A 26,580-nucleotide genomic window follows, 5' to 3' on the forward strand; every position below is an offset into this window, starting at 1 on the left:
GGCCGAACCGGCGGTCTTTAACGCGACATCGTGTTAAAACCAACCCGACACGCCTACTGTCACAAGGCCAAACCCCGGTCATAAACACCACGTTTGGTTCCTATAGCCCGGTACGTATGTACCGGCCCTTTCGCGTACCGCTACGATGGTGGGCATGACCGGAATGGAAGCGGAACAGCTGGCGCTTGAAGGGCTCGCCCCCCGCAAGCGGCGCCGTCGTGCGCCCGCGGCGCGAACGCCCGCCGCGCACGACCCAATCGCGCGCGTCGTGCTCGACATCCAGGCCACGCATCTGGGCCGCACCTTCGACTATCTCATCGACGAGAAGGATTCCGAAACCGCCCGTCCCGGCGCGCTCGTGCGCGTCCGGTTCGGCGGACGCCGCGTCAACGGCGTGATCTGGGAGCGTGCCGCCGCATCGGACACGCCGCGTTCCGCCCTGCGTTATCTCGAGCGCGTGCTCGGCGGCGACATTCTCGTCCCCGCCGCCATGCGCCGCGACATCACGCTCATCGCCGACGCGTACGGCGGCACGCGCGCCAACATCCTCCGCCTCGCCGTGCCGCCGCGCGTCGCCAAAGTCGAACAGGAGCAGCGGCTCGTCGCCGGCTTCGCGCGTCACTCGGATGCCAGGCCCCCTTTGGCGAGGGGGCTGTCGGCGCAGCCGACTGGGGGAGAGACCGCTGCCGCGCCCGTCGACGTGTGTTATGACCGCATGTCGGCCCACTACGACGCGGGCGTGCGCGACCTGCGCGACGCGCTGCACGCCCGCGCCTTCCGCTCGTTCGTCTTCGACCCGCTGCCCGGCGTCGGCCAGGCCGCCAGCGCCCTCGCATGGATGGCCGCCGAATCGTTGTCCGCCGGACACGCGGCCGTCGTCGTCCTGCCCGGCATGAAGGAGACCCACGACGTGCTCGACGCGTTGCAGGCGCTCGGATTCGCGCCGTTCGGACCGGGGCGCGCCAGTGCCGGGACCGGCGGCTGGACCGGCGACGTCGCCATCCTCAGCGCCGAGATGCCGCCCGTCGACCGCTACCGCGCCTACCTCGCCGTCGCCACCGGGCAGGTGAAGTGCGTGATCGGGCCACGCGCCGCCATGTACGCGCCCGTCGACGGACCGGGACTGTTCGCCATCATGGACGACGTCGCCTACCAGCAGGCCGACGGGATGATGCCGTACGCGCATGCGCGCGGCGTACTCAGATTGCGCGCGCAGGCGCATGGCGGCGTGTTCGTCGCGCTCGCCAATGCGCGCAGCCCGTTGAGCCAGATGGAGGCCGTGGGGATTCCCGGCGTGCCGCGGCGCGCCGTCACGACCGCGGTGAGCGGGCCGTCCACACCCGTCCGCCCGCTGCCCACCGTGCTCCGTGACGCCATGCCATGGGTGCGATGGCTCAATCGCGAGGAGCTCGCGCGTCTCGCCGACCCGTCCATCGGCGCGCGTGTGCCGCACGTCGCCGTCGGCAACATCCGGGAAGCGCTGCGCTCCGGTCCCGTCCTGTTCTCCATCCCCTCCGACGGCGTGTCGGAGGCGTTGAGCTGCGCGAACCCGAAATGCCTGCGGCAGGCGCGATGCCGCCGCTGCACCGGGCCATTGCAACGTGTGAACGGCAATCCGGTGCCGCGCTGCCGCTGGTGCGGCGCGGCCGCCTCGAACTGGACATGCCCGCACTGCCACGGCGAGCGGCTGCGCGTCGTGCGCGTCGGCGCGGCCGGCACCGCCGACGAACTGCGTGGCCTGTTCCGCGGCGTGCCCGTCCTGTTGTCGTCGCCCAGCCAACCGGGCGGCATGATCGGCGAGATCGACTACCGTCCGGTGATCGTCATCGCGACGCCCGGCGCCGAACCTCGCGTGCGCGCGCCGCAGGGCGACGGACCCCGTTACTCCCCCTATGCGGCCGTCGCGATCCTCGACGCATGGACGAGCCTGTACGCGCCGGGACTGGACGCGCGCGTGGACACTCTGTCCGCGTGGATGCGCGCCGTATCACTGTGCGCGCCGCGCGAACAGGGCGGTCAGGCGCTGCTGCTGGGGGAGACCGACCCGGCCATCGCGCAGTCGCTGATGCTCTGGGACTCGTCGCTGCTCGCCGCACGCGAACTCGCCGAACGCTACGAGACCGGCATGCCGCCGGTCGTCTCCGTCGCCTGCGTGTGGGGGCGGCGTGACGCCGTCGACTACGCGCTGCGCGCCGTCGGCGCGGCGATCGGCGGCGATATGGCCGTCTGCCCGCTGCCGCAGGGCGTCGACGTCGCGCCGGGCGGCGGCATATCGGGTGATAGCACATCGGGTGACGGCACATCGACGCCGGTCGACGTGACGCCGCCGGTCCCGGAGCTGCCGGGCGTGCTCGGACCGGTGCCGATCCCGCAGCCGCGCACCGTGGACGCGCGCGAACTCGAAGTGACCGCCGACCGCGTGCGCGCCGTCATCCGCGTGCCCCACGCGCGGCGCGAGGAACTCGCCGAACGGTTGCGCACCGCGGTCGCACGCCACGTGGCGGCCCGCGAACCCGGCGAACTGCGCTTCCAACTCGACAGAAAGGACCTGATCTAGCGTATGGCCTCCACCGTCCCGCACGCATGGGAACATGATGGCGGCGACGGGCGCACCCCGCCTGCGGAAACATACGGACACGAACGTAAGGAGACGCGATGAAGGGTTGGCCGGGAGAACCGGAAATGGACTACGACGTGTTGGTGGCCGACGGCGAGGCCGCAGCGAACGCGGGCAAGCCGATTACCGACGTCATCTTCGACTTCGGCAACGTGCTCATCTACTGGGATCCGGCGGCCGTGCTCATCCCGCGCTACAGCCAGAAGACCATCGACGAGTTCCTCGACAACGACATATCCGGCTTCTACGACGCGAACGACCGCATGGACGGCGGCGCCACCCCCGAGGAGGGTGTTGCGTGGATGCGCGAGACCCACGGCGACAAGTGGGCCGACATCCTCCGGTACTATCTCGACAACTTCGAGGACTCGCTCGTCGGCGTCGTCCCCGGCGCGCGCGTGCTCATCAACGACCTCAAGGCCGCGGGAATCGGCGTGTGGGGCCTGTCCAACTGGGAGAAGGAGCTGTTCCCGATCGCCGAGAAGGCCACGCCGATCCTCGGACAGCTCGACGGCAAGGTCGTCTCCGGCTACGTGAGGCTGCGCAAGCCGCACAAGGACATCTACGAGCGCGCGTTGCAGGAGTTCGGCATCACCGCCGACGGCGCCGTGTTCATCGACGACAAGGCGATGAACATCGTCGGCGCGAACGCCGCCGGCATCCGCGGCATCCGCTTCAAGGACCCGGTCAAGCTGCGCCGCCTCCTCATCGACGCCGGCGTGAACATCCCCGACCTCCAGTAGCGTGTCTCCGCCTCTGGTGGCGGAGACCAGCGTATTTCCTTGGCTCCCCCCCCCCTGAGGGGGAGCTGTCGGCGCAGCCGACTGAGGGGTGTATCCCACCCCCACCATCAACCCACCGAAAGGAATCCCACCACTCCATGCTCAAACTGCTGTTCGCCGGCACCCCCGACGTGGCCGTGCCGTCACTCAAGGCGTTCGCCGCCGACCCGCGCTTCGAGGTCACTGCCGTGCTCACCCGCCCCGACGCGCCCACCGGCCGCGGCCGCAAGCTGAAGCCCAGCCCGGTCAAGGCGGCCGCGCTCGAGCTCGGCATCCCCGTCATCGACGCGAAGCCGCGCGACCCCGGCTTCCTCGACACGCTGAAGTCGCTGGACGTGGACATCGCCGCCGTCATCGCCTACGGCAACATCCTGCCTGCCGACGTGTTGGACGCCGTGCCGCTCGGCTGGTACAACCTCCACTTCTCCAACCTGCCCGCATGGCGCGGCGCCGCCCCGGTGCAGCGCGCCATCTGGGCCGGCGACGCGACCACCGGCGCCGACGTGTTCAAAGTGGGCGTCGGCTTGGACGACGGCCCCGTCATCGCGACGATGAGCGTGACGCTCACCGGCCGCGAAACCTCCGGCGAACTGCTCGACCGACTCGCCGAGGAAGGCGCGCCCATGTACGTGGACGCGCTCGCACGCGTGGGGGAGGGGACCGCGGTCTACACGCCGCAGCCCGCCGAGGGCTTCACGTACGCGCACAAGATCACCGTCGAGGACGCACGCATCGACTTCGCGAAGCCGCTTGACGAGACCGACCGCCAGATCCGCGCCTGCACGCCGCATCCCGGCGCATGGTGCGAACTGCACGCGGGCGGCGACGCGGACGATGCGAAGCCGCTCACCCTGCACATCCTGCGCGCCCAGCCGGCCGATCCCGCGAACCCGAACACGCCCGCGTCGCTCGCGCCGGGCGAACTCAAGACCGGCAAGCGCAACGTGTGGGTCGGCACCGGCGGCGCGCCGCTCGAACTCACCGAAGTCAAGGCGCAGGGCAAGAAGGCCATGCGCGCCGCCGACTGGGCGCGCGGGGCGCGGCTCGGCGAAGGGGCGCGGCTCGCGTAGGGGGTCTCTCCCTCCGTCATCGCTTCGCGATGCCACCTCCCTCGTCAGAGGGAGGCAAGGGAGAGCGACCGCGTGGTGAGCCGATGCCTATGAACCTCCCTCGCCAGAGGGAGGCATAAAAGGGCGAGTCTAGCGGCGCAGGAGGTCGAGGACCTTGGTGAGGTCGCGCTCGTCGATGGCGGCGGGCGCGGCGGCACGGGTCTTCGGCTTCGCGCAGAACGCGACGCCGAGACCGGCGGCCTGGATCATCGGAATGTCGTTCGCGCCGTCGCCCACGGCCACGGTCTGCGCCATGGCGACGCCGTCACTCGCCGCCCACTCGCGCAGCGCCTCCAATTTCACCGTCTTGGTCACGATTGCGCCGTCCACTTTGCCGGTGAGCCGGCCGTCGCGCGCCTCGAGACGGTTCGCCAGACGGTGGTCGATATGCGCCTCCTCGACGAGACGGTCCACCACCTCGTGGAAACCGCCGGAGACGACGCCCACCTTCCAGCCGTGCGCGTGCAGTTCGTCGATGAGCGCCAGCGCGCCGCGGGTGAAATGCACCCGGTCGTGCACCGTGTCGAACACGGAGACCGGCAGCCCCTCCAACAGGGCCACGCGGGCGCGCAACGCCTCGCGGAAGTCCAGTTCGCCGCGCATCGCGCGCGCGGTCACCTCGGCGATGCGCGCGCCGCATCCGGCCGCCTCGCCCAGTTCGTCGATGACCTCCTCGTCGATGAGCGTCGAATCGACGTCCATCACCAGCAGTCCCGGCTCGGCGAGCGTCGGCGGCTTCGCGACCGCGGACGCGGCCTTCCGGTCACCGTCGCCGTCATCGTGGGGCACGCCGGCGCCCTGCTCGTCAAGGAATTGCGTGGTTTCAAGCGTCATGCCCCCGATTGTCGAAAAACCTTGGGACAATCCCTCATATGATTTTCGACGCCATTCATGACGCCACGACCATGACCATCACCGCCGCGACCGTCCACGTCGCCGCCCCCGCCGCGGCCTCGCCCGTCTGCCCGACCGGCGACGGCGGCCTCATCCAAGTCATCACCGACTGGCTCGTCTCCCTCATGGAGACGGTCGGCGGCATCGGCGTGGCCCTCGCCATCGCCCTCGAATCGATCTTCCCGCCGATCCCCTCCGAAGTGATCCTGCCGCTCGCCGGATTCACCGCCTCCCGCGGCACCCTGCACCTCGCCGAGGCGATCATCTGGGCGACCGTCGGTTCCCTCATCGGCGCGTGGGCGCTGTACGGCATCTCCCGATGGGTGGGGCTGCGCCGCATCCACAAGGCCGCCGACAAGATCCCCGGCGTGAGCCGCAACGACGTGGACAAGGCGAACGACTGGTTCACCCGCTACGGCACGTGGAGCGTGCTCATCGGCCGCGTCATCCCCGTCGTGCGCTCGCTGATCTCGATCCCCGCCGGCTTCAACCGCATGAACTTCCTGCATTTCACCGGATGGACGCTGCTCGGCTCCGCCGTGTGGAACACGATCCTCGTCTCCGCCGGCTACTTCCTCGGCGCCGGATGGTGCTCGATCCTGGGGGTGCTCAACGTGTTCGAGGATGTGGTCATCGTCGCCTTCATCGTGGTCATCGCCGTGTGGGCCGTGCGGAAGGTGCGTACAGTGATGCAGAACAGGAACGGACGACGGGACGGGTGAGACCACCTTGGGCCGCCGGCCACCCCCTCAGTCGCGCATCCGCGCGACAGCTCCCCCTGAAGGGGGGCGCAAGGCTACCCCTCAGTCGGCGTTGCCGACAGCTCCCCTGACAAGGGGAGCCGAGGGGAGGGGCGACCGGTGGCCGGCTCCGTTGACGAGCGCAGGGCTACCCCTCAGTCGTGCATCCGCGCGGCAGCTCCCCTGACAAGGGGAGCCGAGGGAATGGGGGCGGCCGGTGGCCGGCTCCGTTGGAGATGAAAGGAGAGGCGATGAGCGAGGAGACCGCCCGGGAACTGGCGGAGGTGAACGACCGGCTCATGGCGCGCAACCATGCGCTCGCCGAGGCGTTGAACCGCGCCGGCAAGGAGCTCACCAAGGCGCGCTCGCAATTGGCGCAGCTCGCCCAGCCGCCGCTCACCTTCGCCACGATGGTGAAGGTCGACTCGTCGCGCGTCGACGACATGGGCGTGCAGCACGCCAGCGCCGAGGTCATCGCCGGCACGCGCCGCATGGTCGTGCCCGTCGCCGCGAACCTCAACGCGTCCCGTCTCGCCGCTGGCGCCACCGTCGTGCTCAATGAGAAGATGGTGCTCGTCGAACAACGCGACCACGACGTGCTCGGCCCGGTCCGCACCGTCACGGAGACGCTCGCCGACGGCCGTCTCGTCGTCGCCGACGCTGGCGGCAATCCGAGCGTCGTCCGTCGCGCCAGCGCGCTCGCCTCCACCATGTTCGACAAGGGCGACCGCGTCGTCGTCGAGGCGTCCGGCCGCATCGCCGTCACCGCCCTGCCGAAGCAGGACGACGCCGACCTCGTGCTCGAGGAGACGCCCGACGTCACGTTCGACGACATCGGCGGCCTCGACCGGCAGATCGACCGCATCCGCGACGCCGTCCAGCTGCCGTTCCAGCACCGTGACCTGTTCGCCCGCTATGATCTCGCCGCGCCCAAGGGCGTGCTCCTGTACGGTCCCCCCGGCAACGGCAAGACGCTCATCGCGAAGGCCGTCGCCCATGCGCTCGCCGAAGGCGCAGGCACAGGCAAACCCGGCGTGTTCCTCTCCGTGAAGGGCCCCGAACTGCTCAACAAGTTCGTCGGCGAGTCGGAGCGTCTCGTCCGCCTCATCTTCCAGCGTGCGCGCGAACGCGCCGCCGACGGCCGCCCCGTCATCGTGTTCATCGACGAGATGGACTCGTTGCTGCGCACGCGCGGCTCCGGCGTCTCCTCCGACGTGGAGACGACGATCGTGCCGCAGTTCCTCGCCGAATTGGATGGCGTCGAATCGCTCGGCAACGTGATGGTGATCGGCGCCTCCAACCGCGTCGATATGATCGACCCGGCCGTGTTGCGCCCGGGCCGTCTCGACGTGAAGATCCGCATCGACCGGCCGGACGGCGAGGCGGCCGTCGCCATCGTGCGTCACTATCTGACCGACGACCTGCCGCTCGAACACGGTCTCGACGCGGACGCGCTCGCCCGCGTGCTCGTTCGCGACATCTACACGCGCTCCTCCCGCCGCCATCTCGCCGACGTGCGCGACGAGCACGGCACCTGGAACGCGCTGTTCCTCGCCGACGTGACGAGCGGCGCGAGCCTCAAGAACATCGTCGACCGGGCGAAGACGCTCGCCGTGAAGGCGTCGATCGAACGCGGCGGCGACGTGGCGATCGGCGTGGACCTGCTCGCGAAGGCCGTCGAGGACGAGTTCGCGGAAACCCGCGATTCGCTGCTCGATGCCGACCCCGTCCAGTGGAGCCGCGTCAACGGCTTCGACGCCGGCACCGTCACCGCCATCCGCGGTGTCGAATAGTAGCAAGGAGTGGAACATGACCGTCAGACGAGTGATGGGGACGGAGACCGAGTACGCGGTGTCGCAGCCGGGCGTCGCCTACTACCAGCCGGTCAAACTGAGCTTCGACGTGGTTGGCGCGGCCGCCGACGACGCGACCCGGCACATCCGCTGGGACTACCGTCAGGAGGACCCGGTCAACGACGCGCGCGGCACCCGGCTCGACCGCGCCGCCGCCCGCCCCGACATGCTCACCGACGCGCCCCAGCTCAACATCACCAACGTGATCGCCCCCAACGGCGGACGTATCTACGTGGACCACGCGCACCCCGAATACTCGGCACCCGAAACCACCGACCCGTTCCAGGCGCTGCTCTACGACCACGCCGGCGACCGGCTCATGCTCGCCGCCGCCCGGGCCGCCAGCGCCACCGATCCCGAGCTCAAGGCGTCCGGGCATCCGGTCGTGCTCCACCGCAACAACGTGGACGGCAAAGGCGCCAGCTGGGGCACGCACGAGAACTACATGATGCGCCGCGACGTGCCGTTCAGCGACGTGGCCGCGCTGATGACCGCGCACTTCGTCTCCCGCCAGATCTGGGCCGGCTCCGGCCGCGTCGGCATCGGCGAGGCGAGCGAGGAACCCGGATTCCAGCTGAGCCAGCGCGCCGACACGATCCACGCGAAGATCGGCCTGCAGACCACGTTCGACCGGCCCATCATCAACACGCGCGACGAATCCCACGCCACCGACGCATTCCGCCGCCTCCACGTGATCGTCGGCGACGCGAACCGCATGGACGTGCCGCAGGTGCTCAAACTCGGCGTCACCTCCATCCTCCTGTGGACGCTCGAACACGCGCGCGAAGCCGACTACGACCTCGACACGCTGCTCGGCTCCCTCCAACTCGCCGACCCGGTCGAGGCGATGCACACCGTCTCCCACGACCTGACGCTCGCCGCCCCGCTGCCGCTCGAAACCGGCGGCACCACCACCGCATGGCTCATGCAGGTGGCCCTGCGCCGCGCCGTCTACGAGGTCGCCGCCGCCACGCTCGGCACCGACACGAAGGGCGAACCCGCGTGGGAGGACCGCGAGACCCGCAACGTCATGGCCATGTGGGGGCAGGCGCTCGCCGACACCGCCGCCATCCGCCACGCGGACGACGACAAGCGCCTCACGATGAAGGCGGAGGCCGGGCGCGTCGAATGGCTGCTCAAATGGCAGCTGCTCGAAAAGCTGCGCCGCAAGATCGCCAGCAAGACAGGCGTCGCCGCCGGCACCGACGCCTCCTCCTGGGCCGATCCGCGCCTCGCCGCCGTCGACCTGTCCTGGGCGGCGCTCGACCCGGCGAAATCCGTGTTCGCGAAACTCGCCGCCGCGGGAAGCGCCGAGCGCCTCGTCGACGACGACGCGCTCGCACGCGCCGCGCAGAACCCGCCCGAGACGACGCGCGCCTGGCTGCGCGCCGCGCTCGTGCGCACGTTCCCCGCCGACGTCGTCGCCGCCAGCTGGTCGCACCTGACCGTGCGCAAGCCGGTCTCCGGCACCGGTGAGGCGGGCGAAGCGATGCCGGAGACGTACGGCAACGCGTCGGCGGCCGAGGCGACGAGCGTGCGTCCCGGCGACCTCGTCAGCCTCGACATGTCCGACCCGCTCGCCTTCCGTAAGGAGAACGTCGAGACCGCGCTCGCCGAGGCGGGCGACGCGGCCTCGCTGATCGAACGGCTCGCGCTGCGCCGATAGCCGTCGACGCCGTCGTGCGGCCGGCGGCCGTCTCGCCGCCGCCGTCTCGTCGCCGGCCGCACGACACCACCACAAAACACCGATAAGATGGTGAACCATGGCACAACAGGAGAATCTGCGCGACCTCGCGATGAAGGTCGCCGCCATCGCCCAGGCCGCCGGCAAACACGCCCTGCAGGATCAGATGGCACCGCATGACATGCTCATCTCACGCGACAAGCCGGAGGAACAGTCCAACGCGGAAGTCGACGGACGACTGCTGCGCTACATGTCCGGCCGTCTCGCGGACATGGAGCACTTCGACGGCTTCTGGCAGACGCGTCCGTCGAAATCCCGCCCCGGGCAGCGCTACTGGTGCGTCGGCAAGATCGACGGCACCATCAACTACATCCGCAACATGAGCGAATGGGCCGTCACCGTATCCCTGTTCGAATTCAACGAGGAGGGCTCCGCGCAGCCGATCCTCGGCGTCGTGCACGCGCCGGCGCTCGGCGAGACGTATCTCGCCGCGAAGGGCGCGGGCGCGCTGCGCATCCGCAACACGCCCGTCGGCGAGAAGCGCGAGAAGGTCGTCCCGTCCATGACCTCCTCGCTGGACGGCGCGGTCGTGAGCTTCGGCATGTCCTACGTGCCCGGCGAGGCCGACCGCGCGCTGCACACCGTCGCCGCGCTCGCCGAAGGCCATCCCGCCGACATCAAGCGCGTCGGCCCCGCCTCGCTCGACCTGTGCAAGGTGGCCGACGGCACGTACGACGCGTATTTCGAACCGATGCTGCACGAGTGGGACGTGCCCGCCATCTCCGCGGCCGCCGTGGTCGTCTGGGAGGCGCAGGGCACGCTGCGGCGCTGGAACGGCAACGGCATCCACTGGCGTCAGGACAACGACGTGCTCTGCACGAACGGCCTGATCGACCGCGAGATCAAGCCGTACCTCATCCAGGGCGAAGGCGAGTGACGTCCGGTCGACCGGACGGACGGAAAGAACGGAAGGGGAACCATCATGCCTCAGGAATTCGCGCAGGCGAACCAGTCCGCGCAGTCGGACCAGCAGGACGCGGGCGAGGAGCTCGCGTCCGCGCAGGCCGCGCAGCAGTCGGACGTCGAATTCGACGCGCTCGACGCGGTGCTCGACGACATCGAATCCACGTTGGAGACCAATGCCGAGGAGTACGTGAACAGCTTCGTGCAGAAGGGCGGCGAGTGATGCCGCAGCTGCGCGACAGTGGCACGCGCGCCGCCCACGAGGCGGGCGCGACGCCGGCTGCCGAACTCGACGGCTTCATGCGCATCTTCGGCGTCGAGACCGAATACGGCGTGTCCGTCACCGGCGCCGACCGTCCGGTGGACGCCGGACAGGTCGCGATGACCATGTTCCAGCCGGTCGTCTCCCGCGCCCGCTCGACGAACACGTATCTCGACAACGGTTCGCGCCTCTACCTCGACGTCGGCTCCCACCCGGAGTACGCGACCGCGGAGGCGCGCGACCCGCTCGACGCGCTCGCGCAGGACGCGGCCGGCGAACGCGTGATGGCGTCGCTCGCGCAGGACGCGCAGACGCGGCTCCGCGCGAGCCACGGCGCGGGCGCGACGATCCACGTGTTCAAGAACAACGTGGACTCCGCCGGCCACGCGTTCGGCTGCCACGAGAACTATCTCGTCCGCCGGTTCGTGCCGTTGGAGACGATCGAGCGGCAGCTGCTGCCGTTCCTCATCACCCGTCAGCTGTACACGGGCGCCGGCCGGTTCACGCCGGACGGCTTCCAGATTACGCAGCGCGCCGACTTCCTCGACGAGGCGGTCTCGTCCGCGACCACGCGTTCGCGCCCGATGGTGAATACGCGCGACGAGCCGCACGCCGACCCCGAATCGTTCCGCCGTCTGCACGTCATCATCGGCGACTCCAACCGCTCCCAGTGGGCCACGTGGATGAAACTCGCCGTCACGCACCTCGTGCTGTGCGTGATCGAGGACGCGGTGCGCCGCGGGGTGCCGAGCGGGTTCGAGGATCTCACGTTCGCCGATCCGGCCGCCGCGAACCGCGCGGTCAGCCGTTGGCTGGACGCGGGTACGGACGGGCGGGAGCCGGGCGATGCGTCCGGCGCGGGCGGCGCGGGCGATGCGGGCGATGCCGCGGCCGCCGGCATGCCCGATCCGCTCGCCATGCAGCGTCGCTACCTCGGCATCGTCGAGGCGTTCGTGCGCGACCGTCGTGAAGCGGTCGCCGCCTCCCTGCCGAGAACGGACGTCGATACCGTGCTCGCCGACTGGCGGTGGGCGTTGGACGCGCTGGAACGGCGGGATTTCGCCGCGTTGTCGCTGCGCGTCGACTGGGCGGCGAAGCACCTGCTCGCCGCCGCGATGCGCCGTCGCCGGCCGGACCTGGACTTCGCGCAGCTGGAACGATTGGAACTCGACTACCATGACGTGGCCAATGGGCGGCTCTACGGTTCGCTCGTCGCGCACGGCCGGTTGCGCGAGCTGCTGGACGGCGCGCGCGTGGCGGCCGCGAAGCACGAGCCTCCCGCCGACACGCGCGCCGCGTTGCGTGGCGCGTTCGTGCGTCGCGCGCTCGACACGGGCGTCCAGTTCTCCTGCGACTGGACGACGCTCGTCGTCACCGCGCCGACCCGCCGCGAGGCGACCCTCCTCGACCCGTTCGGCGCCAAGCCGACCGACGCCTACCGCAAGCTGATGGCCGCGATGGGGTAGGCGTCGGAAGGCTTGACGCATGCCCCCTCAGTCGGCCTTCGGCCGACAGCTCCCCCTGAAGGGGGCGCAAAGAATCGACGTACGATTGTCCCTTTGCTCCCCCTTGCAGGGGGAGCTGTCCGGCTATGCCGGACTGAGGGGGGTATGAGGGGGTACAGAAGGTCGACATACGCGAGGGGCCTCCGCACCGATTGGTGCGGAGGCCCCTCGAAGATTTATGCTGCTACGCCGCTGGGCGGAAGACTCACTTGTTGGTGACGGCCTTCTTCAGCAGGGAGCCGGCGGAGATACGCACGCCGTAGGTGGCGGGGATCTCGATGGTCTCGCCGGTGCGCGGGTTGCGGCCCGTGCGGGCGGCGCGCTTGACGCGCTCGGCGGAGAACAGGCCGGTCAGCTTCAGGCCTTCGCCGGACTGCATGGCCTCGACGAACACATCCTGGAAGGCGTTGACGGCGGCCTCGGCCTGGGCCTTGGTCAGGTTGGACTTCTGGGCGATCTTCGAAACGAGATCAGACTTGTTGTATGCCATGAACAGCATCCTTCTTTGTCCGGGGACCGGCAACTTGGCCGCCGGTCCGTTTATTTCATAGATGATGATAGCGCATGATGAGGCCAAACAGCGCATTTTTCAACGATTTCACGTGTTCCACAAGTGATTTTCACGGATTTCGCATCTCCCTCGCGCATCACACGAGGTTGCGCTTGTCCAGCCACTTCATCGCCAGCGCGCCCAAGGGGATGCGCAGCCAGTAGAAGACGACGCGGTGCAGCAGCGTGGCGGACAGGGCGACGCCCTGCGGCACTCCCACCGCGGCGAACGAGACGGTGAGCGCCGCCTCCACGCCGCCCAAGCCGCCCGGGGTCGGCACCGCCGAGCCGAGCGCGTAGGCGAGCATGAACACGAACGTCGTCTCGATCGGATTCGTGTTCACGCCGAACGCGAGCAGCGCCGCCCAGAACGCGAGTCCCGTCGTGATGTTCTGCAGGAGCGCGCCGGCCACGCTCGCCGACAGCTGCACCGGCTGGCCGAGCACGTCGAGCAGCTGGTTGAGATAGCGTTTCGCGACCGGCACGAGCCGCTGCATGACGGTATGGCGCACCGGCGGGACCATCATCGCGACGGAGAACACGGCGACGGCGATGCCGAACACGATCGCCAGCGTGTTCGTCGGAATCATGCCGGAGAACGTGTTGCGTCCCGTGAACAGGCCGATGACCACGATGATCACCGCGTACGTCGCATAGTAGACGACGAGCGCCGCGCTCATGATCGCGGTCGCCGCCGTATTGCGGTAGCCGGATCGGCGCAGGAACTGGAGGTTCACGAACGAGGGGCCCACGCCCGCGGGCATCGACACGGTCGCGAAGCCGCCCGCCACCTGGCTCATGAACACGCCCGCCGGGTTGCGCCGGTCGCGGTCCATCAGCGCGCCGAGCGAGACCGACGACCCGATCCAGCCGCACAATCCGAACGCGAGGCAGACGAGCGCCATGACCGGATTCGCGTTGCGCACCGCGGCGATGATCTCGTCGGGGCGCATCTGCGTGAACACGACGACCGCGGCGACGATGAGCAGCAGCATCGTGATCATCGAACGCAGCGAGAACCGCGCCAACGTGACCGTCTCCACGGGGGCGTCCGCGGCGTCGGACTGGACGGCGCCGGCGGCCGCCGGCGCGCCGTCCGACGACGCGGCGACGGTTTCGGCGTCGTCGTCGCGTCGCGGCGCGACCGCCTCACGCAACGATGTGAGCGTGGACTTGTCCCACGAGTCGAGCGCGCGCGTGGGGGCGGGCACCGCGATTTTCTGGATGAACGGGGCGATCGCGGCGAGCGTCGCCTCGTCCCACGCGTCGCGGGCCGCCGCCACCGCCTCGTCCACGCCGATCAGCGCGGCGAACAGGGCGAGCAGCTGGACCTTGTCCAACGCGACGTTGGCGGGGGAGGACGCGGCGTCGCCGTTCTGCCATCCGGCGATCACCGGCGTGCCGTCCTCGAAGCGCGACAGCACGCCCGGCGTGATGCGCCGGTGCGTGTAGCCGCGACGGTTCGCGACGGCCAGATAGCGCATGTAGTCGACGGCGTCGGCGCGCGTCAGCGTGTTCGGGTTCGCGGCGAGCTCCGTCGTATGCGCGTTGAGGATGAGGATCGCGGACTCCTCGGTGTCTGCGATCGCGTAGGGCGCGGGTGCGGGCAGCTTCACGTTGTGCAGGCCGAGCAGCATCGACAGGTGATGCTGGACGGCGTCGCGCGCCGAACGGTCGCGGCGCATCGCCACGCCGGAGAAGCGCAGCCAGTCCCACAGCTGCTTGAGATAGCCGGCCGTATGCGTCTGCGCGTCCAGTACGGACACCGTGTACCGGCCGCCGTCGCGGGTCTCGAGATCGTAGATGCGCGAGCCTTCGACCAGATCGTCGTCGAGGGAGGCGCTGAGCGACCGTACGCCCGGCGACGGGTCCTCGCGGCGCACCAGCGACGACGGGTCGAGGCCGACGCCGCGCAGCGCGGCCGCCAGATCCTCGCCCCACACGCCCTTGTTCTGCGTGCCGACCGCGAACCGGATGAGCATGCCGACCGTGCGCCCGCAGGCGAACGAGACGAGCATGCCGGTCACCGAATGCCAGGAGAGCACCACCATGACCGCGGCCGTCGCATACAGGATGTTCCACCCCCATTTGACGCTGGAACGCGTGCGGCGCGGGCCGGCGACGGTGAGGAACGAGGCCATGCCCGCGTACATGTTCGGCAGCAGTCCGGAGCCGAACGCGGTCGCGGCGGAGGCGAGCGACAGGGCGAGCGTCTTGTCGGCGAGACCGCTGATGCCGGCGGACGCCAGCCAGACCGCGCCGTACCCGGCGAACATGGAAAGCGCGGAGACCGCGGACTGCAGCCATTCGCGGCTGAGCAGCAGCTGGCACAGGACCATGACCACGATGACGAGCGTGGCGAACTGCTGCAGGACGGTGGACGGGATCCCGGCCAGCCAGTCGATGGCCCGGGCGGCGGTGTGCGCGTCGGATTCGACGCCGCGCGTCATGCCGCCCAGATATACGGCGAACACCATGACGACGGCCGCCAGTCCGAGGGACATGGCGGCGCGTGTCAGATCACCGAAGTCGTGTGTGCGCCGGGGCGCCACATCGTCGATGTGCATGGGCTTATGCGGCTCCTTGCAGGGTGCGGGGTGGGACGGGTCAGCGATCGAAGGCGACGAGCTTCGAGGCGACGCCCGTGTACGTGGCCGGGGTGAGCGCCTTGAGACGGGCGGCGGTCTCCGGATCGAAGGACTGCTGGTCGATGAACGCCTCGACCTGCGCCTGGTCGATCGTGTGGCCGCGCATGAGCTCCTTGACCTTCTCGTACGGCTTCTCCATGCCCGGCAGGCCGCGCAGCTCGCAGGCGCGCATCGCCGTCTGGATGGGCTCGCCGAGCACCTCCCAGTTCTCGTCGAGCTCGCGCGTGATGACGTGCTCGTTCGGGTGGATGGACTTCAAGCCGCCCATCAGGTTGTACAGGGCGAGCTGCGAGTAGCCGAGCGCCGAGCCGATGTTGCGCTGCGTGGTCGAATCGGTCAGGTCGCGCTGCCAGCGGGACTCCACCAGCGTGGCGGACAGCGTGTCGAGCAGCGAGCAGGACAGCTCGAAGTTGGCCTCCGCGTTCTCGAAGCGGATCGGGTTGACCTTGTGCGGCATCGTGGAGGAGCCGGTCGCGCCCTTGACGGGCACCTGGGCGAACACGCCGCGCGAGATGTACATCCACACGTCCACGCACAGGTTGTGCATGATGCGGTTCGCGTGGGCGATGGTCGAGTAGAGCTCCGCCTGCCAGTCGTGGGATTCGATCTGCGTCGTCAGCGGGTTCCAGGTCAGGCCCATGCGGTTCTCGACGAACTCGCGGGAGACGGCGATCCAGTCGACGTCCGGGCAGGCGGCCAAGTGAGCGCCGAACGTGCCGGTCGCGCCGTTGATCTTGCCCAGGTACTCCTGGTTCTCGATGTGCTTGAGCTGGCGGTTCAGACGGTAGACGTAGACGGCGAGCTCCTTGCCGAGCGTGGTCGGCGTGGCCGGCTGGCCGTGCGTGAGGGAGAGGAGCGCGAGGTCCTTGTGCTCCTCGGCCTTGGCGGCGAGATGGTCGATGATCTCCTTGAACGCCGGGGTCCAGACGTTCTCGACGGCGTTCTTCACGCAGCGGGCGATCGACAGGTTGTTGATGTCCTCGGAGGTGCACGCGAAGTGGACGAGCGTCTTGAGACGGTCGTTGATGTGCGTGGAGCCGGCCGGGGCCTTGGCGAACTGGTCGTCGATGTAGTATTCGACGGCCTTCACGTCGTGGTGGGTGACGGCCTCGTGCGCGGCGTGCTGCTTGATGCCCTCGGCGCCGAAGTCCTCCGGGATGGAGCGGAGGAACGCCTTCTCCTCCTCGGTGAACGGCTCGACGCCGTCGATGATCGGCCGATTGCCGTTGCCCTCGAAGCCGTTGGCCAGGAGGATCATCCACTCGACCTCGACGCGCATGCGCTCGCGGTTGAGGGCCGGCTCGCTCAGGTATTCCACGAGCGGGGCGGTGGCGTTGTGGTAGCGGCCGTCGAGCGGCGTCAGTGCGATTGCGGGGGAAATATCGGTAAGCTTCATAGTTGTTAGGGTACTTCCAGCCGTGAACCGGGGGAATGGCTGCGATTTGTGCCGTTCTGTGCGGTTTCGCTGTGCGATGTTGTGTGGTTTTGCGGCTGTTCGCCCCTGTTTACATGACCGTTTCCCGCGACCGTATACTGGCATGCGGCGTTCCCGCCCGGACCGCGCAGGTCAAGGAGCGCCGACGCGGGGCGTCGTCACGACGCCGGCGCCATCGTATCGTACCGTGCGCGGTCTTGGGAATCATCGAAGGGATCGTGGGAACAGCATGTCCGCCATCACCGATCGTCAATCATCGCAATCATCGAACTCCGTCGCGCCGGAAGCCGCGCACGACGGGACGCGCCTCAAGTGGCGGCCGCTCGACATCGCCGTCGGCGCGACGCTCGGCGTCGCCTGCGGCGTCATCTTCTGGGGCTTCAACTTCGCGTACATGCCGATCTCGTCGTTCCTCGGCGCCGTGCTGCCGGGACTCGCCAGCGTGACGCACGCCATGTGGTACTTCTCCGGCACGCTCGCCGTGCTCGTCCTGCGCAAGCCGGGCGCCGCGCTCTACGTGAACGTGGTCGGCACGCTCGTCGAGACCGTAATCGGCAGCCAGTACGGCATCGGATTCGTGATCGTCTCCGCGCTGCTGCAGGGCGTGTTCGCCGAGATCCCGTTCTTCGTGACCCGCTACCGCGTGTTCAACCTGCCGGTCTCGATTGCCTCCGGCGCGATGGTCGCGCTCGAATACGGCTTCTACCTGCTGTTCTTCCGCTACCAGGGCGTGGCGCTGGTGAGCCCGCGCGGCATCGTGCACATGATCTCCGAGGTGACGGGCGGCGTGGTGCTGAGCGGCGTCATGCCGTGGTTCCTCATGCTCGCCCTCGCCTCGACCGGCGTGCTCGACCGCCTCGCCTCCGGCAGGGCCCTGCTCCGCGCCCGTCCCCAGGCCTGACGCGCCGATTCGGCTCCCTCTGACGAGCCGAGCCGTGACGGAAACGCCGGAGGCTCGTGCGGGCCTTTGGTTTGGCCCCCTCTGACGAGGGGGCTGTCAGCGAAGCTGACTGGGGGAGAGAAAGCGGGCTTTTAGCCCGCATGGACATAGCGACGCGGCGGACCTTCTTTCCGGAAGATCCGCCGCGTCGCTATGGGGAAAGAAAACGCCGGCCCGGCTCAGATGCCGAACTCCTCCTCCGCCACGGACTGCACCGAATCGCCGACCAGCTCGGCCGTATCCGACTTGGCCTGTTCAATGCGGCCGAAGAACGCGTCCGCCTCCTCGTAGGTCAGCGAATGGCCAGCCTCCTTGGCGATGGCCATGACCTCGTCGATGGTCTGCGCCGCCGCAAGCTTCTCGTCAAGTTCCTTCTCGCTGATGCCAGTCATAGTCGACTCCTTGCGTCTCGTACCGCGGCCGTCGCACGCACGCCATCGGCGTCGGTGTCGTCGTGCGCCGCGGATTTCAGGAACCCCGCCCTCGGGATTCCCCGGCTGATTCCCGTTTTAGTCGTTTCCGGCCCGGACGGGTAGCGTTCCGCCCGGCGTTTCTCCATATCCGTCACGGTTCGCTCCGTGCTCGTCACCGTTCCTTCCTCATCCGTCACGGTTCGCTTCGTGGTTTTCCACGGGAATGTGTGTCGAATCATGGAGCGAGCCATGACGGCCGTGGAGGGAGCCGTTGGATTCACGGAGCGAACCGTGCTAATCCGGGAGTGAACGGATACGGCGGCGCACATGGACGACGAGGAGGGCCCGATATGGACGATGACGAACGGCGGTGGATCGGCGGGACATTGGAACGGCTTTCGCATTCGGCGTTCCGCGCGAAATTCGAACTGACCGCCAAGGACCGCGCCTATGCGCGCGACAAAGGCAAGGCGACCATCGACCGGCATGCGCGCGAGATGCTGCGCGCCCGCGTCGGCGACGCCGAGCCGAGGAACGACGGGCGGCAGACCCCGTGGCGCGGGCATCCGGTGTTCACCGCGCAACACGCGACCGCCACCTGCTGCCGCGGATGCATCGAGAAATGGCATCACATCCCCAAAGGCCGCGCACTGACCGACGCGGAGGTGGACCGTCTCGCCGACCTCGTCATGGCATGGATCGAACGCGACCTCGTGAACCATCCCGTGAATCAACCCGCCGGTCCGAGATGACGTGTCCGGCGGCGCGCGCCGAAACGGTACGCCGGGGACCATCAGGGACGCAACGGGGATGACGGAAAAATCAAACCCCTTGGAATCATTGGAATTCCAAGGGGTCTCCGGTGACCCCGGCCGGGCTCGAACCGGCGACCTACAGATTAGAAGTCAGTTGCTCTATCCAGCTGAGCTACGGGGCCAAACCCGTCACACTATAGCGGCTGGGGTGGAACGGCGCATGGAAGTGGCGCATGGGACGGCACACGCGCCTGCACGCCCATCGGGGAACACCCCTAGGGGATGCGGCGACGGACCGGCAGCTATACACTGGCCCTGGAAACGGCCCGACGGCCGGACCAAGGAAGGAAGTCCGTCAAGGACGACGAACGAAAAACGGGATACAGACGCATGCGACCGATGCGCGCACGTCCCGCAGGAGTGGAAGAGGGCCGCGACCATGCCGAAGCCAGAGGAGCCGCACGGATCGCCGATATCACGCGGACCGCAACGATTACATGGACCGCAGCAATCACGCGAACCGCGGGAATCCCACGCGCCTCCGATGATTGAAGTGCGCGACCTGCGCAAGGAGTATCCCGCCGACGACGAGACCGTGGTCGCGCTCGCCGGCATCGACCTGGTCGTCCCGCGCGGCCAGATCTGCTGCATCTACGGCGAATCCGGATCCGGCAAATCCACGCTGCTCAACCAGCTCGCCGGCATGGAGAAGCCGACCCGCGGCGGCGTGCGCATCGGCGGCACCGTCATCTCTCGTCTCGACGAGCGCGAGCTCGCCGCGTTTCGCCAGCGTCATCTCGGATTCGTGTTCCAGTCGTACAACCTGCTGCCGAATCTCACCGCCGTGGAGAACGTCGCGATGCCGCTCATGTTCCGCGGCGTGCCGAAACAGGAGCGCGAACGGGCGGCGCGTGCCATGCTGAGGCGCGTCGGCCTCGGCAGGAGGCTGAACCACTATCCGACGCAGATGTCCGGCGGACAGCAGCAGCGCGTCGGCATCGCCCGCGCGTTCGTCGCCAGGCCTCAGGTCGTGTTCGCCGACGAGCCGACCGGCAATCTCGATTCCAGAACCAAGATCGACGTGATGGAGATGATCGTCTCCTTCGCGCGCGCCCTCGACCAGACGATCGTGCTCGTCACGCACGACGACAACATGGCCGCCTACGCGGACCGCGTCGTCACGCTGCTCGACGGACGTATCATCGACGATCGCGTCATCGACCATACGACCGACATCCCGAGCCAAGGAGACCCACGATGACCCCATCCATCCACCGCGCCCTCACCGCGTTCACGGTGCTGCTCGCCACGCTGGCGCTCGTCTGCACCGTCGCCGTCGCGGCCACGCCGCCGGCCGCCTTCGCCGACGACGCCGCGACCACGGCCGACCAGGGCTCGTCCACGGCGGCCCCCGCGCCGATCTCCGGTCCGGTGCCGAACATCATCATCACGAACTTCACGTACGGCGACGGGTCGGTGGCGGTCGGCAGCGACTTCACCCTCACGTTCACGTTCCAGAACATGGGCCGCGTGGCGGTCGGCAACATGGTCGTCACCGTGGACGGCGGCGAGAACTTCGCCATCTCCGGCGGCACGAACACGTTCTACTTCGACACGCTGTACGCCGGCTGGTCGCTCACGCAGAGCGTGCCGATGCAGGCGCTGCAGAGCGCGAAGAGCGGCGCCCAACCGGTGAATGTGAGCTTCCGGTACGAGTACGTCGACAACGACGCGCGCTCGTCGAACACGTCCGACATCCGCATCTCCGTGCCGGTCTCGCAGCCGGACCGCTTCCAGCTCAACGATCCGGTCGTGCCCGAGGGCGTGACCGTCGGCGCGGAGACGACGATCACGATGGACTATGTGAACAAAGGCAAGGGCGACATCGCCAACGTGGAGGCGTCGATCGAGGGCGACGGACTCGAGACGACCGTCAAGACGCAGTACGTGGGCAACGTCGCGTCCGGCGCGAACGGTTCGATCGGTTTCGCGTTCACACCGACGCAGTCCGGTGCGATCGAGGCGAAGCTGCATGTTGCCTACGAGGATTCCGACGGTCATGCGCAGTCGAAGGAGTTCCCGGTCACGATCGAGGCGGCCGAGCCGGCGCCGACGTCCGACGACATGGGCGCGACGGTGGAGGAGCCGCAGCCCGCCGTACCGTGGTGGGCGGTGGCGCTCGTTGCGGTCGGCATCGTGCTGGTGGTCGTCGTGGTCGTCGCGCTCGTCGTGCGTCGCCGGCGCAGGAAGCGCAAGGCGAAGGCCGACGCCCAGGACGACGAGGATTGGGATGACTGGGGCAGGCCGGCTACCGTGTCTCCGGGCACGGCGGCGGTCCCGGCGTCCGCGACGGCACCGGCCTCCGACGCGGTCGCCACGCAGGTGATCGCCGGCGCCGGTACGATCGGCGGCGCCTCGGCCTCCGACGCGAAAGGGCGCGCATGAGATTCGCGGACATCCTGCGATTGTGCGGGCAGAACCTGCTGCGCCGCAAGTCGCGCACGATTCTCACCGTGCTGGGCGTGGTCGTCGGATGCTGCTCGATCGTCATCATGGTCTCGCTCGGTGCGGGACTGACCGAGCAGAACCGTGCGATGCTCAGACAGATGGGCGACCTGACCATCATCAACGTGTACGCGCAGGGCTCCGCCTCCGGCATGATGACGATGGGCGGCGCGTCCTCCTCCGGTTCGGGTTCGGGCACGTCCGCGAAACTCGACGACGCGACCATCGACGACATGAAGCGGATTCCCGGCGTCGTCGGCGCGAGCGCGCAGATGACGCTCGACGCCCCGGTGCGGATCACCGCCGACAACGGGCGGTACACCGCCGACTACGGGACCATCGAGGCCGTGGATCTGAGCCAGCTCGACGTCCTCGGATTCGAGATTGCGGACGGTACGAAGCCGGTGAAGGACGGCGAGGTGCTTGCCGGGCAGTACTTCGCCTACCAGTTCATGGACAAGTACCGTCCCGAGGGGCAGAACTACCGGCAGCAGCCGTACGACATGGGCGACGGCACCGTCATGGAATGCGACGACATGGGCAACTGCGCCGCCGTGCCCGCGGACCAGGCGAAGGGCGCGTTCTTCGACCCGATGACCACGCGGATCACGCTCACCATCGGCGACGAGGAATCGGGCGGCGCCACGGCCGCGACCGGCACGACCGGCGCTACGGGGACTTCGGACGGCGGCTCCGGCACCGCCGCATCCACCGCGCCGAACGTGTTCAAGCTCAAGGTGACCGGCACGCTCAAGGAGGACTACAACAAGGGACAGTCCACCTCCAACGGCCTGCTCATGGACCTGGACCAGCTCAAGGCGATGATCGCGAAGGCCGACAGGACCGCGGCGAAGACCACGACCTACGGTTCGGCGCTCGTCAAGGTCTCCGACATCTCGCAGGTCTCCGACGTGGAGCAGCGGATCCGCGACATGGGCTTCGGCACGAACTCCAGCGAACAGACGCGCAAGAGCCTCGAAGAGCAGTCGCGCGCCATCCAGCTGGTGCTCGGCGGCATCGGCGCCGTGTCGCTGCTCGTCGCCGCCATCGGCATCACCAACACGATGATCATGTCCGTCACCGAACGCACGCGCGAGATCGGCATCATGAAGGCGCTCGGCTGCTACGTGCGCGACATCCGCATCATGTTCCTGGGGGAGGCGGGATTCATCGGTCTGCTCGGCGGCCTGATCGGCTGCGTGGTGAGCGCCCTCGTCTCGCTCGTCATCAACCTGATCGCGTTGGGCGGCGTGAACGGCACGACCATATGGAACGCGATCGTCGGCGGCGAGGATGTGAGCCGCGTCTCCGTGATCCCGTGGTGGCTGTACCTGTTCGCGTTGGCGTTCTCCTGCGCGATTGGCGTCGTTTCGGGCTTCCAGCCCGCCAACCGCGCGGTGAGGATTCCCGCGCTCGACGCCATCAGGAACGACGGCTAGCGCGGGGCCGGCTGGCCGTCGTGGCGAGGCCGCCGGCCGACCGGGAGGCCGCCGGTCAGCGGCCGAGCGTCTCGCGGATGCGGCGCGTGATCGTCTCCACGGTGAGCCCGTAGCGCTCGTTGAGTTCCGTCAGCGGCACGCGGTCGGTGAACTCCTTCGCCGCGCCGAAGTTGAGCACGCGCATGCCGGCACCGGTTCCAGCACCGGTGCCCGCGCCGGCGGCTCCGTGGTTCGCGTAGTACGCGGTCACCTTCTCGCCCCAGCCGCCTTCCAGCTGTCCGTCCTCCAGCGTGACGACGAGACGATGCCCGTCGCGCAGCGCCTCGAGCGCGGCGACGTCGAGCGTCGTGCACTGCCGCGGGTCGATGAGGGTCGCGTCGATGGGGGAGCGGCCGGTATCCGCGCCCGTCGCGCCGGTCTCGCCGGTCGCGTCATCGGTGTCCGTCGTCGGCGCGGACAGCGCCTCGACGACCCGCTCGCCCAGCGGATGCGTGTTGCCGAGCGCGATCACCGCCACATCGGCACCCGCATGATCCACGCGGTACGCGAGCATGTCCGCCGCCTTCGCGTCCCCGCGCCCCCTGGAGGGGGAGCTGCCGTCCGCAGGACGGCTGAGGGGGTGTCCGCCGTAATCGAACTCCCCGCGCAGCACCGCCTCGGGCGACGACTCGCGTCCCAGCGCGCGTTCGCGGTCGAGGATCGCCTGACCGGGCACGCGGATCACCACCGGACCGTCCGGCGCATCGGCCGCGCCCGCCGGCGACGTCGCCCACGCGAGATCGTCGAGATAGTCGCGCGTCGAGGTGGGGACAAGCATCGTGACTCCCGGGATGTTCGCGAACATCGCGACGTCGTACGCGCCGGAATGTGTGTTGTCCGAACCGGACAGGCCGCCGAGGAAGTCGAGGACCGTCACTCGCGAACGGTTGAGGCTCATCTCCTGGAAGAACTGGTCGTAGGCGCGCTGGAAGAACGACGCGGTCGTCGCCACCACCGGCGTGCCGCCCGCCTTCGCGATGCCGGCCGCGAACGTGACCGCATGCGCCTCGGTGATGCCCGTGTCCACGTAATGCGCGCCCGCGCGCTCGCGGAACTCGTGCGTGATGCCGTTCGAGCCGGGCGTCGCCGGCGAGATCACGACGAGTCCCGGCTCGTCGGGGAAGCGGCGTTCCAGCGCGGCCATCGCGAGTTTGCCGTAATGCTTGCGTGGGTCGTCGGGGCGTCCCAGCGCCTTGTCCGGCGTCTGCCAGTGCGACGCCTCGCATTGGCCCTCGTGCGGTGCGGCGTCCGGCAGGTCGCAGTGGTCGGAGCGCCACGGCTCGGCGTGCGCGACGTTGCCGGTCGCGTTGACGCCGGTGTCGTTCGCGTCGACGGCGTCGGCCGTGGTCGTACCCGGGCCGTCCGCGCCCACGGCCGCGACGTCGCCGCCCGTGAAACCGGCGCCCTTCAGCGTATGGATGTGCACGACGACCGGACGGTCGGTGCCCTTGACCGCCTCGAACGCCTCGATGAGCGCGTCGACGTCGTTGCCGCGCGCCACATACCGATAGCCGAGGCCGAACGCCTCGAACAGGTTCGGCTGCGCGGCGCCGTTCGACTCGCGCAGCCGCGCCAGAGGGCCGTACATGCCGCCGAAGTCGCCGGCGATCGACATCTCGTTGTCGTTCAGCACGATGATGAGGTTGCCGCCCTGCTCGGCCGCGTTGTTCAATCCCTCGAACGCGATGCCCGAGCTCAGGGAGCCGTCGCCGATCACCGCGACCACGGCGCCGATGCCCGCGTCGTCGGCGCCATCGGAGGCGGCGAGCGCCATGTCGCGCGTCTTCGCGAGACCGCAGGCGAGCGAGATCGACGTGCCCGTGTGGCCGAGCGTGAACTGGTCGTGCTCGCTCTCCGCGGGGTTCGTGAAGCCGGTCACCTCGTCGAAGCGCGCCGGATCGAGATATGCGGCGGCGCGGCCGGTGAGCATCTTGTGCACGTAGCTCTGGTGCGACACGTCGAACACGATGCGGTCGTGCGGCGAGTCGAACACGCGGTGCAGCGCGACCGTCGCCTCCACCATGCCGAGGTTCGATCCGATGTGGCCGCCGTGCGCGTGGCCGTAGGCGAGCAGCGTGGACCGGATCTCGCGGCACAGTCCGTGCAGTTCGGCGCGGGAGAGCGTTTTGACGTCGGCGGGGCCCGAAATCCGTTCCAGAATGCCGTTCGTCATATGCGTCTCGCTCCTCCCGATGGTATCCTCTGCCGACCGCAAGCCTAGACGCTCCCGCCGCCAGCGGTCATACGCCACGCGGCGATACTCCCAACATCTCCGTAAATCGCCCGGTGTCATCCGCGAATCGGCGCGTGTCCGTGCGACAATGATGGCGGAACGACGCCGCTCCGCGCGCGGCGTCGCGGAACGCCGCATGACGAAAGGAACGCCGATGAAGGCCGTATACGCTTCCCGCGTCGACAATGCCGATCCACTCGCCGCGCTCGCCGTGGGCGAGCTTCCCGGACCGGAGCCGAAACCGTTCTGGTCCACCGTGTCCGTGAAGGCCGTGACCGTCAACCACCATGACGTGTGGAGTCTTCGCGGCGTGGGACTGCGCGCCGAACAGACGCCGATGATCCTCGGCACCGACGCGGCCGGGATCCTCGACGACGACGTGCCGGGCCGCGGCGGGCTCAAGGCGGGAAGCGAGGTCGTGCTCTACACGTTCGTCGGCACCGACGGCGCCGGCGTCGCGCCGGGGGAGCGCCGCACGATCCTGTCCGAGAAGTACCCGGGCACGATGGCCGAGAAGACGCAGGTGCCGGCCGCGAACGTGTTCGCGAAGCCGGCGAACCTGAGCCTCGCCGAGGCGGCGGCGCTCGGCACCAGCTGGCTCACCGCCTACTCGCTCGTGTTCACGTCCGCGAACGTCAAGCCCGGCGACGCGATCCTCGTGCAGGGCGCGGGCGGCGGCGTGTCCACCGCGGCGATCCAGCTCGCCCACGCGGCCGGGCTGGAGGTGTTCGTCACGTCGCGTTCCGAGGCCAAGCGCGAACGCGCGCTGGCGTTCGGCGCGGACGCCGCGTTCGAGGCGGGCGCGCGCCTGCCGCGCAAGGTCGACGCCGTCATCGAATCGGTGGGCGCGGCCACATGGTCCCATTCCGTCAAGTCCGTGCGCCCCGGCGGCACGATCGCCGTGTGCGGCGCGACCACCGGCGACCAGCCGGGCGCGGAGCTCACGCGCGTCTTCTTCCAGGACATCCGCGTGCAGGGCAACACGATGGGCTCGCGCGACGACTTCGCGCGCCTGCTGCGCTTCGTCGAGCACGCCGGCATCCATCCCGTGATCGACTCGACGTTCGCCGGACTCGACGCTGCGCCGGACGCGTTCCGCCGTCTGATCGGCGGCGATGTGTTCGGCAAGGTCGCCATCACCGTGTGAGCCTCCATGTTTCCGGGGTGGCGGGGGAGTACAGTGAAACCACATTCTCAATAACGTGGAGGTAATGA

The 26,580-nt window shown here is 68.9% G+C and carries 21 protein-coding genes and 1 tRNA gene; 15 read left to right on the forward strand and 7 right to left on the reverse strand.

Annotated elements, in window-relative coordinates:
• Positions 1 to 154 precede the first annotated feature (154 nt).
• The 3 genes from AC1AYD_RS00005 (at position 155) to fmt (ending at position 4,469) form a co-directional block, all read left to right on the forward strand.
• Entirely contained in the window at positions 155 to 2,557 is a 2,403-nt protein-coding gene (locus tag AC1AYD_RS00005; RefSeq protein ID WP_476503199.1) for a primosomal protein N', read from the forward strand.
• 98 nt (positions 2,558 to 2,655) lie between these two features.
• A complete protein-coding gene (locus AC1AYD_RS00010) occupies positions 2,656 to 3,360 on the forward strand; it encodes an HAD family hydrolase (protein ID WP_476503200.1) in 705 nt (234 codons plus the stop codon).
• A gap of 137 nt (positions 3,361 to 3,497) precedes the next feature.
• On the forward strand, positions 3,498 to 4,469 hold the full coding sequence (fmt, locus tag AC1AYD_RS00015) for a methionyl-tRNA formyltransferase (RefSeq protein WP_476503201.1): 972 nt from the start codon (positions 3,498 to 3,500) through the stop codon (positions 4,467 to 4,469).
• 129 nt (positions 4,470 to 4,598) lie between these two features.
• On the opposite strand, the gene serB is transcribed toward fmt, so the two are convergent.
• Positions 4,599 to 5,342 (reverse strand): phosphoserine phosphatase SerB, encoded by a 744-nt coding sequence (gene serB, locus AC1AYD_RS00020; protein WP_476503202.1) that lies wholly within the window; start codon positions 5,340 to 5,342, stop codon positions 4,599 to 4,601.
• A 71-nt stretch (positions 5,343 to 5,413) separates the two neighbouring features.
• On the opposite strand from serB, the gene AC1AYD_RS00025 reads away from it, so the two are divergent.
• The 6 genes from AC1AYD_RS00025 to pafA all read left to right on the forward strand — a co-directional run bounded on the left by AC1AYD_RS00025 (position 5,414) and on the right by pafA (position 12,370).
• A complete protein-coding gene (locus tag AC1AYD_RS00025) occupies positions 5,414 to 6,124 on the forward strand; it encodes a DedA family protein (RefSeq protein WP_476503231.1) in 711 nt (236 codons plus the stop codon).
• Positions 6,125 to 6,393: 269 nt separating this feature from the next.
• The gene (arc, locus tag AC1AYD_RS00030; RefSeq protein ID WP_476503203.1) at positions 6,394 to 7,935 is read left to right on the forward strand and encodes a proteasome ATPase; all 1,542 of its coding nucleotides are present in this window, start codon (positions 6,394 to 6,396) and stop codon (positions 7,933 to 7,935) included.
• Between the two features lie 16 nt (positions 7,936 to 7,951).
• Complete coding sequence (gene dop, locus AC1AYD_RS00035; RefSeq protein ID WP_476503204.1) at positions 7,952 to 9,661, forward strand: depupylase/deamidase Dop; 1,710 nt, start codon at positions 7,952 to 7,954, stop codon at positions 9,659 to 9,661.
• 97 nt (positions 9,662 to 9,758) lie between these two features.
• On the forward strand, positions 9,759 to 10,616 hold the full coding sequence (locus AC1AYD_RS00040; RefSeq protein WP_476503205.1) for an inositol monophosphatase family protein: 858 nt from the start codon (positions 9,759 to 9,761) through the stop codon (positions 10,614 to 10,616).
• Between the two features lie 45 nt (positions 10,617 to 10,661).
• Complete coding sequence (locus AC1AYD_RS00045) at positions 10,662 to 10,865, forward strand: ubiquitin-like protein Pup (protein WP_476503206.1); 204 nt, start codon at positions 10,662 to 10,664, stop codon at positions 10,863 to 10,865.
• Complete coding sequence (gene pafA, locus AC1AYD_RS00050) at positions 10,865 to 12,370, forward strand: Pup--protein ligase (protein ID WP_476503207.1); 1,506 nt, start codon at positions 10,865 to 10,867, stop codon at positions 12,368 to 12,370. The genes AC1AYD_RS00045 and pafA overlap by 1 nt, the downstream gene beginning before the upstream one ends.
• A gap of 244 nt (positions 12,371 to 12,614) precedes the next feature.
• Here the strand turns inward: pafA and AC1AYD_RS00055 are convergent, their stop codons facing one another.
• The 3 genes from AC1AYD_RS00055 to purB all read right to left on the reverse strand — a co-directional run bounded on the left by AC1AYD_RS00055 (position 12,615) and on the right by purB (position 17,002).
• Complete coding sequence (locus AC1AYD_RS00055; protein ID WP_055426949.1) at positions 12,615 to 12,899, reverse strand: HU family DNA-binding protein; 285 nt, start codon at positions 12,897 to 12,899, stop codon at positions 12,615 to 12,617.
• 157 nt (positions 12,900 to 13,056) lie between these two features.
• Entirely contained in the window at positions 13,057 to 15,525 is a 2,469-nt protein-coding gene (locus AC1AYD_RS00060) for a lysylphosphatidylglycerol synthase transmembrane domain-containing protein (protein WP_476503208.1), read from the reverse strand.
• Between the two features lie 40 nt (positions 15,526 to 15,565).
• Positions 15,566 to 17,002, reverse strand: coding sequence for an adenylosuccinate lyase (gene purB, locus AC1AYD_RS00065; protein ID WP_034526926.1), 1,437 nt, complete (start codon positions 17,000 to 17,002; stop codon positions 15,566 to 15,568).
• 268 nt (positions 17,003 to 17,270) lie between these two features.
• On the opposite strand from purB, the gene AC1AYD_RS00070 reads away from it, so the two are divergent.
• The gene (locus AC1AYD_RS00070; protein WP_476503209.1) at positions 17,271 to 17,942 is read left to right on the forward strand and encodes an ECF transporter S component; all 672 of its coding nucleotides are present in this window, start codon (positions 17,271 to 17,273) and stop codon (positions 17,940 to 17,942) included.
• A gap of 218 nt (positions 17,943 to 18,160) precedes the next feature.
• Here the strand turns inward: AC1AYD_RS00070 and AC1AYD_RS00075 are convergent, their stop codons facing one another.
• Positions 18,161 to 18,373, reverse strand: coding sequence for a Nif11-like leader peptide family natural product precursor (locus tag AC1AYD_RS00075; RefSeq protein ID WP_476503210.1), 213 nt, complete (start codon positions 18,371 to 18,373; stop codon positions 18,161 to 18,163).
• A gap of 371 nt (positions 18,374 to 18,744) precedes the next feature.
• Here AC1AYD_RS00075 and AC1AYD_RS00080 point away from each other — a divergent pair, with 371 nt between their 5' ends.
• Positions 18,745 to 19,146 (forward strand): DUF4186 domain-containing protein, encoded by a 402-nt coding sequence (locus AC1AYD_RS00080; protein WP_034526933.1) that lies wholly within the window; start codon positions 18,745 to 18,747, stop codon positions 19,144 to 19,146.
• Between the two features lie 111 nt (positions 19,147 to 19,257).
• Here AC1AYD_RS00080 and AC1AYD_RS00085 read toward each other — a convergent pair.
• Positions 19,258 to 19,331: transfer RNA gene (locus AC1AYD_RS00085), tRNA-Arg, on the reverse strand.
• Positions 19,332 to 19,693: 362 nt separating this feature from the next.
• On the opposite strand from AC1AYD_RS00085, the gene AC1AYD_RS00090 reads away from it, so the two are divergent.
• Genes AC1AYD_RS00090 through AC1AYD_RS00100 form a run of 3 tightly spaced genes read left to right on the forward strand, consistent with a single transcriptional unit; the run spans position 19,694 to position 23,093 of the window.
• Entirely contained in the window at positions 19,694 to 20,410 is a 717-nt protein-coding gene (locus AC1AYD_RS00090) for an ABC transporter ATP-binding protein (RefSeq protein WP_476503211.1), read from the forward strand.
• Positions 20,407 to 21,594, forward strand: a complete 1,188-nt coding sequence (locus tag AC1AYD_RS00095) for a COG1361 family protein (RefSeq protein WP_476503212.1) — start codon at positions 20,407 to 20,409, stop codon at positions 21,592 to 21,594. The genes AC1AYD_RS00090 and AC1AYD_RS00095 overlap by 4 nt, the downstream gene beginning before the upstream one ends.
• Positions 21,591 to 23,093 (forward strand): ABC transporter permease, encoded by a 1,503-nt coding sequence (locus AC1AYD_RS00100; protein WP_476544513.1) that lies wholly within the window; start codon positions 21,591 to 21,593, stop codon positions 23,091 to 23,093. Before AC1AYD_RS00095 ends, AC1AYD_RS00100 begins: the two co-directional genes overlap by 4 nt.
• A gap of 55 nt (positions 23,094 to 23,148) precedes the next feature.
• Here the strand turns inward: AC1AYD_RS00100 and AC1AYD_RS00105 are convergent, their stop codons facing one another.
• Complete coding sequence (locus AC1AYD_RS00105) at positions 23,149 to 25,305, reverse strand: 1-deoxy-D-xylulose-5-phosphate synthase (RefSeq protein ID WP_476531667.1); 2,157 nt, start codon at positions 25,303 to 25,305, stop codon at positions 23,149 to 23,151.
• 214 nt (positions 25,306 to 25,519) lie between these two features.
• On the opposite strand from AC1AYD_RS00105, the gene AC1AYD_RS00110 reads away from it, so the two are divergent.
• Positions 25,520 to 26,512 carry a zinc-binding dehydrogenase gene (locus AC1AYD_RS00110; protein ID WP_476532307.1) on the forward strand — a complete coding sequence of 331 codons (993 nt, stop codon included), beginning with the start codon at positions 25,520 to 25,522 and terminating at the stop codon, positions 26,510 to 26,512.
• The last annotated feature ends 68 nt before the right edge of the window (positions 26,513 to 26,580 follow it).

This window comes from Bifidobacterium sp. LH_426 (assembly GCF_056356875.1).

What these genes read in the sequence shown, in the direction of transcription:
- AC1AYD_RS00005 (WP_476503199.1), top strand. Translation starts at nt 155, where the DNA reads ATGACCGGAATGGAAGCGGAACAGCTGGCGCTTGAAGGGCTCGCCCCC.
- AC1AYD_RS00010 (WP_476503200.1), top strand. Translation starts at nt 2,656, where the DNA reads ATGAAGGGTTGGCCGGGAGAACCGGAAATGGACTACGACGTGTTGGTG.
- fmt (WP_476503201.1), top strand. Translation starts at nt 3,498, where the DNA reads ATGCTCAAACTGCTGTTCGCCGGCACCCCCGACGTGGCCGTGCCGTCA.
- serB (WP_476503202.1), bottom strand. Translation starts at nt 5,342, where the DNA reads ATGACGCTTGAAACCACGCAATTCCTTGACGAGCAGGGCGCCGGCGTG.
- AC1AYD_RS00025 (WP_476503231.1), top strand. Translation starts at nt 5,414, where the DNA reads ATGACCATCACCGCCGCGACCGTCCACGTCGCCGCCCCCGCCGCGGCC.
- arc (WP_476503203.1), top strand. Translation starts at nt 6,394, where the DNA reads ATGAGCGAGGAGACCGCCCGGGAACTGGCGGAGGTGAACGACCGGCTC.
- dop (WP_476503204.1), top strand. Translation starts at nt 7,952, where the DNA reads ATGACCGTCAGACGAGTGATGGGGACGGAGACCGAGTACGCGGTGTCG.
- AC1AYD_RS00040 (WP_476503205.1), top strand. Translation starts at nt 9,759, where the DNA reads ATGGCACAACAGGAGAATCTGCGCGACCTCGCGATGAAGGTCGCCGCC.
- AC1AYD_RS00045 (WP_476503206.1), top strand. Translation starts at nt 10,662, where the DNA reads ATGCCTCAGGAATTCGCGCAGGCGAACCAGTCCGCGCAGTCGGACCAG.
- pafA (WP_476503207.1), top strand. Translation starts at nt 10,865, where the DNA reads ATGCCGCAGCTGCGCGACAGTGGCACGCGCGCCGCCCACGAGGCGGGC.
- AC1AYD_RS00055 (WP_055426949.1), bottom strand. Translation starts at nt 12,899, where the DNA reads ATGGCATACAACAAGTCTGATCTCGTTTCGAAGATCGCCCAGAAGTCC.
- AC1AYD_RS00060 (WP_476503208.1), bottom strand. Translation starts at nt 15,525, where the DNA reads ATGCACATCGACGATGTGGCGCCCCGGCGCACACACGACTTCGGTGAT.
- purB (WP_034526926.1), bottom strand. Translation starts at nt 17,002, where the DNA reads ATGAAGCTTACCGATATTTCCCCCGCAATCGCACTGACGCCGCTCGAC.
- AC1AYD_RS00070 (WP_476503209.1), top strand. Translation starts at nt 17,271, where the DNA reads ATGTCCGCCATCACCGATCGTCAATCATCGCAATCATCGAACTCCGTC.
- AC1AYD_RS00075 (WP_476503210.1), bottom strand. Translation starts at nt 18,373, where the DNA reads ATGACTGGCATCAGCGAGAAGGAACTTGACGAGAAGCTTGCGGCGGCG.
- AC1AYD_RS00080 (WP_034526933.1), top strand. Translation starts at nt 18,745, where the DNA reads ATGGACGATGACGAACGGCGGTGGATCGGCGGGACATTGGAACGGCTT.
- AC1AYD_RS00090 (WP_476503211.1), top strand. Translation starts at nt 19,694, where the DNA reads ATGATTGAAGTGCGCGACCTGCGCAAGGAGTATCCCGCCGACGACGAG.
- AC1AYD_RS00095 (WP_476503212.1), top strand. Translation starts at nt 20,407, where the DNA reads ATGACCCCATCCATCCACCGCGCCCTCACCGCGTTCACGGTGCTGCTC.
- AC1AYD_RS00100 (WP_476544513.1), top strand. Translation starts at nt 21,591, where the DNA reads ATGAGATTCGCGGACATCCTGCGATTGTGCGGGCAGAACCTGCTGCGC.
- AC1AYD_RS00105 (WP_476531667.1), bottom strand. Translation starts at nt 25,305, where the DNA reads ATGACGAACGGCATTCTGGAACGGATTTCGGGCCCCGCCGACGTCAAA.
- AC1AYD_RS00110 (WP_476532307.1), top strand. Translation starts at nt 25,520, where the DNA reads ATGAAGGCCGTATACGCTTCCCGCGTCGACAATGCCGATCCACTCGCC.